The 12,218-nt window shown below is 60.2% G+C and carries 12 protein-coding genes; 7 read left to right on the top strand and 5 right to left on the bottom strand.

All coding sequences use genetic code 11. The features are described from left to right. Positions 1-82 precede the first annotated feature (82 nt). From Q5H93_RS15090 to Q5H93_RS15080, 3 genes are all read left to right on the top strand, one after another. Positions 83-1,876: a L,D-transpeptidase family protein gene (locus Q5H93_RS15090; RefSeq protein ID WP_305007416.1), complete on the top strand. Its 1,794-nt coding sequence runs from the start codon at positions 83-85 to the stop codon at positions 1,874-1,876. 272 nt (positions 1,877-2,148) lie between these two features. After that, positions 2,149-2,895 carry a helix-turn-helix domain-containing protein gene (locus tag Q5H93_RS15085; RefSeq protein WP_305007415.1) on the top strand — a complete coding sequence of 249 codons (747 nt, stop codon included), beginning with the start codon at positions 2,149-2,151 and terminating at the stop codon, positions 2,893-2,895. Between the two features lie 931 nt (positions 2,896-3,826). Next, positions 3,827-4,003 carry a hypothetical protein gene (locus Q5H93_RS15080; RefSeq protein ID WP_305007413.1) on the top strand — a complete coding sequence of 59 codons (177 nt, stop codon included), beginning with the start codon at positions 3,827-3,829 and terminating at the stop codon, positions 4,001-4,003. A 110-nt stretch (positions 4,004-4,113) separates the two neighbouring features. Here the strand turns inward: Q5H93_RS15080 and Q5H93_RS15075 are convergent, their stop codons facing one another. Next, positions 4,114-4,593, bottom strand: a complete 480-nt coding sequence (locus Q5H93_RS15075; RefSeq protein WP_305007412.1) for a hypothetical protein — start codon at positions 4,591-4,593, stop codon at positions 4,114-4,116. A 97-nt stretch (positions 4,594-4,690) separates the two neighbouring features. Then, positions 4,691-6,184 (bottom strand): DEAD/DEAH box helicase, encoded by a 1,494-nt coding sequence (locus tag Q5H93_RS15070; RefSeq protein ID WP_305007411.1) that lies wholly within the window; start codon positions 6,182-6,184, stop codon positions 4,691-4,693. A 304-nt stretch (positions 6,185-6,488) separates the two neighbouring features. Between Q5H93_RS15070 and Q5H93_RS15065 the strand changes: the two genes are divergently transcribed. Then, entirely contained in the window at positions 6,489-7,001 is a 513-nt protein-coding gene (locus Q5H93_RS15065; protein ID WP_305007410.1) for an NUDIX domain-containing protein, read from the top strand. A gap of 3 nt (positions 7,002-7,004) precedes the next feature. On the opposite strand, the gene Q5H93_RS15060 is transcribed toward Q5H93_RS15065, so the two are convergent. The 3 genes from Q5H93_RS15060 to Q5H93_RS15050 form a co-directional block, all read right to left on the bottom strand. Beyond that, positions 7,005-7,595, bottom strand: a complete 591-nt coding sequence (locus tag Q5H93_RS15060; protein WP_305007409.1) for a hypothetical protein — start codon at positions 7,593-7,595, stop codon at positions 7,005-7,007. A gap of 12 nt (positions 7,596-7,607) precedes the next feature. Continuing rightward, positions 7,608-8,741 (bottom strand): hypothetical protein, encoded by a 1,134-nt coding sequence (locus tag Q5H93_RS15055; protein ID WP_305007408.1) that lies wholly within the window; start codon positions 8,739-8,741, stop codon positions 7,608-7,610. A gap of 144 nt (positions 8,742-8,885) precedes the next feature. Further along, positions 8,886-9,470: a hypothetical protein gene (locus Q5H93_RS15050; protein WP_305007407.1), complete on the bottom strand. Its 585-nt coding sequence runs from the start codon at positions 9,468-9,470 to the stop codon at positions 8,886-8,888. A 278-nt stretch (positions 9,471-9,748) separates the two neighbouring features. Between Q5H93_RS15050 and Q5H93_RS15045 the strand changes: the two genes are divergently transcribed. From Q5H93_RS15045 to Q5H93_RS15035, 3 genes are all read left to right on the top strand, one after another. Further along, a complete protein-coding gene (locus Q5H93_RS15045; RefSeq protein WP_305007406.1) occupies positions 9,749-9,988 on the top strand; it encodes a hypothetical protein in 240 nt (79 codons plus the stop codon). Beyond that, positions 9,985-10,896 (top strand): UDP-2,3-diacylglucosamine diphosphatase, encoded by a 912-nt coding sequence (locus tag Q5H93_RS15040; protein WP_305007405.1) that lies wholly within the window; start codon positions 9,985-9,987, stop codon positions 10,894-10,896. Before Q5H93_RS15045 ends, Q5H93_RS15040 begins: the two co-directional genes overlap by 4 nt. Positions 10,897-11,117: 221 nt before the next feature. Then, positions 11,118-12,125 (top strand): glycosyltransferase family protein, encoded by a 1,008-nt coding sequence (locus tag Q5H93_RS15035; RefSeq protein WP_305007404.1) that lies wholly within the window; start codon positions 11,118-11,120, stop codon positions 12,123-12,125. Positions 12,126-12,218: the final 93 nt, after the last annotated feature.

Genomic DNA, 12,218 nt, shown 5'->3' with positions numbered 1-12,218 from the left:
ACCCCTAAGCAAGCTAAACAGTACACCCAAGCGGCCCCGGTCGCCCCGGGAGCTTTGTTCTGTTCAGTATTGTTTGTTTTCTATGACTTTTTTCCTTCGATACCTCACCCTCGTTTGCCTGGTGCTGGTCGGCTTTGCCGGCTTGCCAATGCTGCTTTCCTGCGGCTCCAGTGAGGGTGACTCTACCACCGGCAACGGGGCTGCGGCCGCCGCTGCCACCAAAGCCGAAGCTGGCCCCCAGCCCACGCTCGACAGTACCTACGTCATCAAACTGATGCGGGCGCAGGCCAAGTTTAAGGACCACGAGCTCGCGGCCCGGCGCTTCTACCGCGACCGGCAGTTTAGCCTGGGCTGGTTTAAGAACCATCAGGTGGTGAGCCGTGCTCAAGACTTGCTCAATATCATCGCCAAAGCCGAAGACGAGGGTCTGAATCCGAAAGACTATCAGCTGATTGACTTCAAGAAGCTATACAACGACCTGGAGCAGGCGCGGTCCGATACGGCGCGGCGCAATGCACTGGAACGGGAAATTGACGTGAATCTGACGGGGACTTACCTCGATTGGGCGTCCGACTATTACCGGGGCATTGCGAATCCGCGCGATGTGAAGGGCAGCGCGTGGAAAGTAAAACCCAACAAAATCAAGCTCCATAAGGCCCTGCTGACCTTCCTGGGCGAGCGGCAGAGCACGCGCTACAACTACTACGAATTCGCCCCGCTGCACCCCGAATACGACCAGCTGAAAAAAGCCCTGGCCGCCTACCGCGCCCAGGAGCAGGCCGGCGGCTGGCCCACGCTACCCGCCACGCTGACCCTGAAACCGGGCCAGACTTCGGCCGCTGTGCCGGCCCTGCGGCAGCGCCTGCTGGGTGGCGCCGGCAGCCCCGGCGGCGGCCAGGCCTCGGCCCCCGCGGCCACGTCTGCCAGCACCAAAACCGGCGTCGGCGGCGCGGGCGACGTAGCCGCAGCGGCCACCGCCGACCCCGCCCAGGTGTACGACCCGACCCTGGTAGCGGCCGTCAAAACCTTCCAGACCGATGCCGGGCTGAAGTCCGATGGCGTGGTTGCGGGAGCAACTTTGAAGCAGCTCAACGTGCCCATCAGCCAGCGCATCGACCAGCTTATCCTGAACATGGAGCGCTGGCGCTGGCTGCCCAAACGCTTCGAGGACGACTACCTTTTGGTGAACATTCCGGAGTATAAGCTGCACGTGGTGGAAGGGGGCAAGGAGGCATTCAACATGCGCGTCATCGTGGGCAAGGCGCTTAACGCAACTCCGATTTTCAGCGACAAGATGGAGTACGTAGTGCTGGCTCCGTACTGGAACGTGCCCTATAGCATCATCGACAAAGAGCTTCGCTCGAAGCTCATCAATAACCCCAATTACCTCGACCGGCTCGACATGGAAGTGGTGAAAGGCTACGGCCGCAAAGCTACCCGCGTCGACCCTTCGTCCATCAACTGGGCGGGCGTGACGCAGGACAACTTCAAGTACACCCTGCGCCGCCGCCCGGGCCCGAAAAACGACCTCGGCGACGTGAAGTTTATCTTCCCGAACTCGAACGACGTGTACCTGCACGACACGCCCCACAACGAGCTTTTCTCGCAGTCGCAGCGCAGCTTCAGCCACGGCTGCGTGCGGGTAGAGGAGCCCATCAAGCTGGCCACTTACCTGCTCCGCAACCAGCCCACCTGGACCAAGCAAACCATCCAGGACACCATTGCGCGGCGCAAGGAAAAGTACGTTACGATGAAAGAGAAGCTGCCCGTGTACCTGGTTTATTTCACGGCCTGGGCCGATGCCGACGGCCACCCGCACTTCCGCGACGACATCTACGGCCACGACAAAACGCTGGCGAAAGAGTATTTCAACTAAGCGGTAGCCGGGCCGTTCGCCCACTCCGATTCTCATTGTCTAAGCCCGGTTGCCTGTCAGGCGGCCGGGCTTTTTGTTGGGCAAAACAAAGGGCAGAAGCTACGGTAATGGCTTGCTGTGGAGATGAGCACTGGGCAGCCTGGAATTACAATTGTAATTACAAATCTAAACAGGAAGTTGGGCAGGTGGGTGACAGATAACATTTATAATAGAAATGTAAACACCAAGTATTACCACGCTGTGCCCTACATTTGTAAACCAACCAGGCCATTATGGTAGACCGGATTCGTCAATTGTTGCAGGATAAGCAGCTTACTCCCACCCAATTTGCCGATGCTATTGGCATTGCGCGGCCGATTGTCAGCCATATTCTGTCGGGCCGTAATAAGCCCAGCCTGGAGGTGGTCCAGAAAATTCTGGCGGCCTTCGCCGATTTATCGATACCCTGGCTGCTCAATGGCAGCGAGCCGATGTGGACGACTGCGCCCATCGCTGCCGGCGCTCCAGCAGCTTCCGTAGCGCCAGCAGCGCCAATGCCGCCAGCACCAACTGAAGCGTCGGCTACGACCCAAAAGGCTGCTGAAAACAGTCTGGGGAACGTCGTTGTACCTCCGGCAGAAGAAACCCGCCCCTCCGAGGCGCGTCGTCAGCCCCACCGGCGGCCCGGCGGCGAGCCAATAACCAACACTGCGGCCTACCAAACGCCTCTAGCAGCCATATTGCCCCGGCCACGCCGGTTTCAAGCTACTGCGCCGGGCAGAACCAGCCCTTCTACGGTAGCGGCCTCCCCCGCAGGGCCACAAAGCAGCCCGGAAGCAATTGCTACGTCGGAGCCTGCAGCTGCCCCATTACCGGCTTCTGCTCCGTTGCCGGCCCCGGCAGCACCAAGTGGTGCGCCTGTTCCAGCAGTTGCCAATGATGCAGCGGCGGCCTTTTTGCTGCAGCCGGGCAAGGCTATTCGGCGCATTGTTATTTTTTATCAGGACGGCTCATTTGCCGATTACCAGCCTGAGCAATAAGAAGGCTCTTTTAGCCTGCCGTAATAGCTTTGATTACGAATGTAACTGCCGAGAAAGGGGCTGTTGGCGTACGCTGACAGCCCCCTTTTTGTGCTCATTTTTTTGGCGGTAGCAGCGCTGTGAACAGCCAGGTAAGGTGGGATGCTATTGGCGAACGGTTCTGCTTGTATTGAACTGACGAATTACTGCCGACTCATGTGGCAAGCTTATTAAGTGCAATTTGTCAGGTGCTTTTTTTAGCTACTATTCTACGTGGTTTAATGGTTTTTTAAAACCAAAATACTTGGATGGCAGGAGCGAAGTGTAAGCCCGGCAGTGCTAATTTTTGTGGGCGGAAGTCAGTAGAATAGGATTCGATAAAATATTTCTTATAAACACTTGTTTTTCAATAGAAAAAATGATGCTAATCAAAGCTTAGCTTCGGGCTTAGGTAGTGGGCGGGAAGCGTTGGATAGGCCTGATTTAGTAGACGAAAATTGAGGCAGCACGCTTGCCTTACAGGCGTCTTTAGCTGCTGCGATGAGGTTGCTGATGACAGATGCCTGCCAAAAATATTGTCTTTGCGATAAGGCGGAAAAGTGTAATTTTGGCCTTGCCCCCATATTCTAAATGCTAATTTCCTTAAGCAGGGCAGTAAGGCGGGAAGGATGCCGGAAGGGTGTTGCCAGTCTCCTTCCGAGCTACCTGCGCCGGGTAGTGTCCGAACTGTAGCTGAAGCCTCACTCAGCAACCGGCCGACGCTCCGGCTTCGGGGCTGGCGGGCATGCAATTTTAGGCTTATTGGGTTGCCAATTGTTAACTGTGCTGACCAGGCCAGCTCCAAATCTGGCTTGTTAAAACCCGGTCGGAGGCGACCAAAAACCACCTGGTAATAGAGCGTCTGTTGAGCGAGGTATTTGCCGGTTCGCCCGGCGGTGGCTACCTTCGCGGCATGAAATCCATCCGTGTGAATCTCGTGCTGGCCGCCGTGGCGGCTCTGTTCCTGACGGCCGCTTGCTCTGTAGCGCCCGATGCCAAAGAAGACCCCAACGCCGACGCGGCCTACAAGCGGGAACACCGCTCCGAAGGCTACCGCGAAGCGCAGAGCAGCCAGCCCCGCAAAGACTAAAAGACTAACTGCTGAACGCAGCACCTCGCTGCCGGAAGCTAGTATTATTACATCGCAAAAGCCCCTGCCGTTCGGACGGCAGGGGCTTTTACTGTTTGGGTAGGGCTGGCTTAGTGCGCAGCTAGTGCCGCAGCGCGGGTTGGCTCGAAATCGGGTAGCCGAATGTCGGCCAGCAACTGCTGCTCCAGCAGGTCGGCCCAGGTGCGGAGGTAAAGCACCACGTCGTCGCGCTGGTTGTGGCGCAGGGCCTCGCGGCGCTCGAAGGGCAGGGCGGCCCGCACGGCGGGCGAAGCCAGACGTTCGAGGTGCGCCAGGTCCTGGCGGGAGAAGCCGAGGGCCAGTATCTCATCGATGGTTTCGTCCATGGGCAGGCCGCTGGTAGGGCAGTAGTCGGTGAGCTGCCGCTCCCAGTCGCCGGAGCGCTGCATGGCGCGGGCGTGGATTTCGCCCTTCGTGAGCTTGGTGATGGTTTGGGCGAGGTGGCCGCAGTTGCAGCTGCCCATGTGGCCCCACTGGTAGGGAGCCTCAGTGGCGAGGCGCTGGGCGGTGCTGCGTAGGGCCTGGATGAGCGGAAGCGTGGGAATAGCCATGGTCGGGGATGGGAAGCGTTGCACTCTCCCGGAAAAGAGAAACGGGCCGGAAAAAGTTTTCCGGCCCGTTTCGGGAGTGTTTTTTATTCAGTCAGCCTTAAAAGGAACTGCGCCGGGGGCCACCGCCGCCCTCGCCGCCGCGCGACGGCCGCCGGCCGCCACTGCGACCACCGCCACCGCTATTACCGCCACCAGTGCCGCCCTCAGGCCGCACACGCGCCCCGCCGCTGCCGAAGCGGCGGTTGGTATCGGCCGAAGCGCCGTTGGAAGCGGCGGCCGGACGGCTACCACCCTCGCGCCCGCCGGAGCGGCCGCCTTCACGGCTGCCGCCGCCGCTGCGGCCACCGCCTCCACCACCGTCGCGGCCGGGGCGGGCCGGGCGACCAGCCGGGCCCTTGGGCCGGATGATGCGCTCGTTGCCGTGCAGCGACACGGGTCGCACGGAGTTGGTTACGTAAGGATGCTCGGTATCAACGTCAATCTGCCGGCTGATGAGCTTTTGAATATCCTGCAAATAAGCACGTTCCTCTTCCTCCACGAAGGAGAAGGCGGTGCCGAAGGCCCCAGCCCGGCCGGTGCGGCCGATGCGGTGCACGTAGGTTTCGGGCTCGTTTGGGATTTCGTAGTTGATGACGTGCGTGAGCTCGTCCACGTCGATGCCGCGGGCGGCAATGTCGGTGGCGACGAGCACGCGGGTGCTGCCGGCCTTGAAGTTGGCCAGAGCGCGCTGGCGGTGGTTCTGGCTCTTGTTGCCGTGGATGGCTTCGGCCGTGATTTTGGCTTTCTCCAGCGTTTCGGTCACTTTGTTGGCGCCGTGCTTGGTGCGGGTGAATACCAGCACCCGTTTGATGGCCTTGTCTTCGAGGACGTGGCGCAGCAGGGCGGGCTTGTCGTTCTTATCAACCAGAAATACCGACTGCGTCACCGTTTCGGCGGTGCTGCTGACGGGCGTCACGGCCACGCGCACGGGGTTGGGGCGCAGGATGGTACCAGCCAGCTCCTGAATCTGCCCCGGCATGGTGGCCGAGAAAAACAGGGTCTGGCGCTTGGCGGGCAGTTTGGGCAGGATGCGCTTGATGTCGTGGATGAAGCCCATGTCGAGCATGCGGTCGGCTTCGTCGAGCACGAATACTTCGAGCTGGCGCAGGTCGACGTAGCCCTGGTTCATGAGGTCGAGCAGGCGGCCGGGGGTGGCGATGAGCACCTCTACGCCGCGCTGCAGGGCCTGTACCTGCGGGTTCTGGCCCACGCCGCCGAAAATTACGCTGTGGCGAATCTGGCTCAGGTGGCGGCCATAGGCGCCGAAGCTCTCATTAATCTGGATGGCCAGCTCGCGGGTGGGGGTGAGCACGAGGCAGCGAATGCGGCGCGGAGCCTGCTTTTCGAGCTGCATGTTGCGCTGCAATACTTGCAAAATCGGCACCGTGAACGCGGCCGTTTTGCCGGTGCCGGTCTGGGCTACGCCGAGCAGGTCTTTGCCTTCCAGCACGTGCGGAATAGCTTGCTGCTGGATGGGAGTGGGGGTGGTGTAGCCTTCCTCTTCAAGGGCTTTGAGGATGGGGTCAATCAGGTTTAAATCGTTAAACGTCATTCGGGTTGGGTAACAGGAAATAGTGGGGTTGAGAAGCCCCGGCTGCGGCCCGGAAGAGCGGCGGCGGGGCGGGCCCGGCGGGTGCGCACAGGCGGCATGGCCACCCCGCAGCAAGGCTGGGCGTGGGCGGGTTCGGCGGCTCGTCGGAGGCCGGCGGATTCCCTCAAAAGAGAAAATTGGGATGAAGTACGCTTACTTCGCGGAGAACAGCCGAGGCGCGGGGCTTTGCCCGGCGCGGCCGGGCAGCGGGCTGCTCCGACGGCGGCCCTGATTTCAACAAAGATACTACCCAAACCCCCATCCCATGCAGATAGTGCAACGCACCCGCGTTTTCGACGGCCATTATAAAGTCAGCCAGCTCATTGTGCAGGACGGCGACGAGCAGCTCCGGCGCGAGCGGTTCGAGCCCGGCCACGCCGTGGCGGCCCTCGTGTTCGACACCAAAAAGCAGCAGTACCTGCTGGCCCGCCAGTACCGCATCGGCCCCGAAAAGGAAATCCTGGAGCTCTGCGCGGGCATGATTGACGGCGACGAAGCCCCGGAAACGGCCATCCGCCGCGAAATCCACGAGGAGCTGGGCTACGACGTGGACCAGCTGGAGCACATCGTGACGATGTGGCCCTCGCCCGGCACCAGCGCCGAGAGCATCGCCGTGTTCTACGCCGAGGTCAGCCACCAGAGCGGCCGGGGCGGCGGGCTGGCCGAGGAAAACGAGAAGATTGAAACGGTAGGTTTTAGCCTGGAGCAACTGGTGGCTGAGAAGCTACAGGATGCCAAGACGGTGATTGCCGTGCAGTGGGCGCAGCTGCGGAAGTAAATTTTAAAAGTAGATAGTATTGGTGTTGAGTGCCCAATACTTATTCTTGCTATTCTTGTTTTTGCGCAGGTACGTGACTATTTCGTCTTTCGTTTGAAGCTTGCCTTTTACGGAACCGGTCCAGAAGTCTGTAATCTGGTGTTCATTTAGTTTAAAAATTAGAACACGCTCGGATAATCCGAATCCTCCTAATTCGTAGGCCAGCAAAACGATATCATCCGCGACACCAAGGTACATCAGGCGACGTCGGGGTAAATTACCGGTCATGATATCAGTTGACTGAAAATCTTCTTCAGGATTGACAATAGCAAAGTCCTCGACTTTCTCGTGCAAAAAGTTATTGACCACTGAAGGTAAATTACTCACAGCTTTCTGAGGCAATAGATTTGCAGATTGGACGTCCGCGAGAAGTGCATCCAACCTTATGTTTTTTAGAATTGCTGCGGTGTCGATAGAGTAGGAAGTAATGGCTTCCTGTGATGTTGGTTCATCTAAAACCTTTGCTGGATCAGAAGAAATACGTTCACTTTGTGATTCCTGACAGGCAATTAGCAGAGCTAATAAGATAATGGCTGATGCTTTCAAGAGAGACATAAAGAGTTCGGCTTACTGAATGACTGAAGATTTACGCCACGGCGTCATCGTCTCGGCGTGCAACACCAGCGCCTCGGCCATCGGGCTCACCGGCAAATCCACGAACCGCACGCCGTAGTGCAGGGCATCATCAGCTTCGATTTCGCGGCCGCCGATGCTGATGACGCGGCGCAGGCGCTGGGCGTTGCGGAAGTCACGCATAGCCACGGCGTTGCTGAAGGCGAAGGCGTTGGCCGGGATGCTGAAGCCCAGCACCAGCGGTCCGCTGTCCACGTCGCCGATGTCGGTGGTGTAGTCGCCGGCGCGCTCGCGGTAGAGGCGCAGCACGCCGAAATTGGTGCTACAATGCTGCTGGTAGAGCTGATATTGCTCGGCAGCGAAGGTGGGGGCGAAACGGTAGAGGAAGGCGATGCTCCAGCCCAGGTGCGAGCCGCGGGGCTCCTCGGCAGCCTGGTGGCGGTTGGCGGGTTTGGAGAGCAGCAGGCCGGTTGCGGGGTCGCAGAGATGCTGGCGGGCGTAGCTGAACCACTGCTGGCAGAAGGCGCGGTAGGGGCTGCCCGTCAGCTCGCTGTGCAGGTGAAGGGAGGCCAGGGCCACGGTATTATCGGGCACCCAGGTGCCGCCATCGTACGATTCGAGGCAGTGGCCGGGCACGGCGGCCAGCCGCCGGTGCAGACTGGCGGACAGCGAATCGTGCAGCGTCCGGTAGGGCGAAACCGGATTGAGCAGGCGATGGCAGCCCAGCATCAGATTCAGATGGCCGAGGTAGAGCACCGAGGTGATGGAATCGGTGAAGGGTGCGGCGTCGATATCCTGAAACGACTGCGGGATGCGGCCGGTGCGCGCTTTTTCGATGGCCAATTGCACGTACTTGGCCGCTTCGGGGCGGAAGGTGCTGTCCAGCTGCGCCATGTTGGTGAAAGCGTAGGCGGCGTAGGATAGCGAGAACAGGCCCCATTCCGGGTTTAGCTGCTCTAGTCTGGTCAGGTCGGAGGGTTGGTTGGAGCGGGCGCTTAGCTGCTGCTCCAGGTAGCGGGCTTTGCGGTGCAGCTCGTCGGGGGCGGGATAGTGGTAGTGGGGGAAGCTGAAAGTAGCCCAGAGCGCGGTCAGGAGGGCTAGCAGGCTCAGGGTAGCTTTCCTTTTCATTGAAATTGTGAGGGATATAGAGACGCAAAATATTGCGTCTCGTCGTTCGCGCCGCTGCAATGATTTTGTTCAACCGAAGGTCTGCTAAGCTAACGACGAGACGCAAAATATTGCGTCTCTACATCGTTCTGCATGACAGGCTACCTACTGCGCCGCTGGCACCGTCACCACGTACTCAAACGTCTGGTACAGTTTGGCGTCGCGGATGCTTACGTTCAGCGTCTGGGGCTCGATTTTGGGGAAGGGAATGAGGCGCTGGGCCTGGTAGAGGTCGCGGCCGAAGAAGCGGCCGGGGGTGGCGGGCAGCGCCTGGTTGAACACTGGGTTGCCGTCTTTGCTGGTGGCGGTGAGGGTGAGGTATTCGAGGTTAGCGTATTTGGCGCCCTGGCGGTGAATGGTGACCAGCAGGGCCCCGCCGGGCGGCAGGGCGGCCAGGCGGCGCTGGAAGGTGGTATCAGCCCAGTTGTGAATGCGCTTGAGCTCAGTAATTTCAGCCAACATGTCGGCGTAAGGGCGGTAGCCGAGGCGGGTGAAGCTGCCGTCTACGTCCTGGTCTTCTTCGGTGTTTTTGGTCACGTTCTGCACGTAGGCCGATTCAGCGTCCTTTTGCGGGAACATGTATTTCTTGCGGCCCTGGGCGGCTTTGCCGGTGGGCTGGGCCAGGGTGGCGAAGGACGTGAGCAGGGCCAGGCCGAGCAAGGGGAGCAGGCGGGTAGGGGTGGTTGTCATGGGGGATGGGGGAGTGGGGCGGCAATTTAAGGCATTCCCTCCGTCTCTGTCATGCTGAACGCCGGTTCTGTCATGCTGAGCGCAGCGAAGCATCTTGTCAGGTCCGAACGATTAGGTTACTGCCTCGTTTCGGCGCGAGAGGATGCTTCGCTGCGCTCAGCATGACAGAACCGGCGTTCAGCATGACATGACACAAGCATAACCCGCCCGTAACCACCGCTTCACAGGCCACTACGAATTTTGGGGAACTGATTTTTTCCACTTTTCCAGCTCGCGCTATGTACTTCCCGGCTTTGTTTTCGTGGCTGCGCCGCTTGGGGCGCTGGCTCGTGTATGAGTTGTTTCAAATGGCTTTGTGGCTGGCGTTTGTGCTGCACACGTTGGGTAGCTTGCGTTCGGCCTTCGGGGGCGGGGGCGAGAATGCGGCCCGCTGGCTGAGCCGCCGGGCCAAGGCCGTGCGACCGCGGCGGCCCGAGGCGAGGCGGCGTGGGGGCTTCACCTATCCGTCGGCAGCATGAGCGTGGTAATCGAAGCGCAAACCCCAGCCGTAACCGTGCCCAAGCCCCGGCGGCCCAAGCGGCGGCGGGTGCAGGTGGCCGTTATTTCCGACGTGCACTTGGGCACCTATGGTTGCCACGCCACTGAGCTGCTGCGCTACCTCAAGAGCATCAAGCCGCAGGTGCTGGTGCTCAACGGCGACATCGTGGACATCTGGCAGTTCTCGAAAAACTACTGGCCGCCCGCCCACATGCGGGTGGTGCGCTACCTCACCGGCCTGGCCGCCAAGGGCGTCAAAATCCACTACCTCACCGGCAACCACGACGAGTTGCTGCGCAAATTTGCGGGCCTGCGGCTGGGCAATTTCCACCTCGACAACAAGCTGGTGCTCGACCTGCCCCACGGCCGCACCTGGCTGTTTCACGGCGACGTATTCGACGTGACCATGCAGCACTCGCGCTGGCTGGCCAAGCTGGGCGGCCACGGCTACGACTTACTCATTTTGATAAACCGCTTCGTCAACTTTCTATTGGACAAGGCTGGGCGCCCACGCGTGGCTTTATCCAAAAAAGTAAAGGAGCGGGTGAAAACGGCCGTGGCCGCCATGAACAATTTCGAAACCACCGCCGCCGCCATCGCCGCCGACGAGGGCTACCGCTACGTGGCCTGCGGCCACATTCACCAGCCCGAAATCAAGCCCATCGTCACGGCCAAAGGCGACATCACCTACCTTAACTCCGGCGACTGGGTCGAAAACCTCACCGCCCTCGAATACACCGCCGAGGCCGGCTGGCAGCTCTACCGCTACCACGACGACCCGCGCATGGCCCGGGCCGCCGAAGCCGCTGATGAAGCGGATGTGGCCGCCGATGCCGATGTGGCGACGCTGCTGGAGGGGCTGCTGGTGGAGTTTAAGATAAAGGGCTGATGGAACGAAACTCCCCTTCTTGGAAAGGAGGGGATGTGAGCTGCGCTAAGCAGCGAACGGGGGTGGTTGAAACGCCAGAACGACACCCGAACGATTTGTAAGAAAGATTTTTAAGAACACCCCAACGACAACCTGACGGCGCGACCGGGCGAACCACCCCCGTTTTCGCTGCGCGAAAACATCCCCTCCTTTCCAAGGAGGGGAGCTTGACGTTCTAAACTATGCGCATCCTTTACGCCATCCAGGGCACCGGCAACGGCCACCTCAGCCGCGCCCTCGATATTGTTCCTTTACTACAAGCTCGTTGCGAGCAGCTCGACATCCTGGTGAGCGGCCCGCCCGCCGATATTCAGCTGCCCTTCGAGGTGAAATACCGGGCGCGGGGCATGGGCTTCATCTTCGGCAAGAAAGGCGGCATCAACTTCGTGAAGACCTTCTGGCAGTTCAACTCGGCCAAATTTCTGCGCGAGGTGCGCCACCTGCCGGCAGAAAGCTACGATTTGGTCATCAGCGACTTCGAGCCGGTGAGTAGCTGGGCCTGCAAGCTGCGCGAGGTGCCCTGCGTGGCCCTGAGCCACCAGAGTGCCGTGCTGCACCCGGATGCGCCGCTGCCCAGGGAGGAGGACTACGCCGGCCGGGCCGTGCTGCGGCACTACGCGCCCAGTACGGCGCAGTATGGCTTTCACTTTCAGCAGTATTCGCCGGAAATATTCACTCCCGTCATTCGCCGGCAGGTGCGCGAGCTCGCGCCCACCAACGAGGGGCACTATACTGTCTATCTGCCGGCTTTTGATGAGGAAACGCTGGTGGAGCGCCTGCGCTACCTCAGCCACAGCACGCGCTGGGAGGTGTTCAGCAAGCACAGCACCCAGCCATCGAAACACGGCAATGTGCAGGTGTGGCCGGTGAGCGGCAGCGCCTTTCTCGACAGCCTGGCCCGCTCGGCCGGCGTGCTCTGCGGCGCGGGCTTCGAAACGCCGGCCGAGGCTTTACATTTGGGCAAAAAGCTGCTGGTGCTGCCCATGAAACAACAGTATGAGCAGCAGTGCAATGCCGCCGCGCTGGCGGGTATGGGCGTGCCGGTTATCAAGAGCCTCAAGGATAAGCACCTGGCCGTGGTGGATGACTGGCTGCACCGCGATGACACAATTGCCGTAAACTACCCCGACCAGACGGCCGCCATTATCGACCAGCTGCTGCGGGAACAACTGGCGGCGGTAGCGGTGTAGGGGCGGGGCTTGCCCCCGCCCGCCATTTGAAAGACACCATCAGAACGACAAAAAAGAACGTGTCATGCTGAGCGCAGCGAAGCATCCTCTCAC

The organism is Hymenobacter aranciens, from assembly GCF_030580865.1.
GTDB classification, from domain to species: domain Bacteria; phylum Bacteroidota; class Bacteroidia; order Cytophagales; family Hymenobacteraceae; genus Hymenobacter; species Hymenobacter aranciens.
This window is presented reverse-complemented; position numbering and strand designations above follow the sequence as displayed.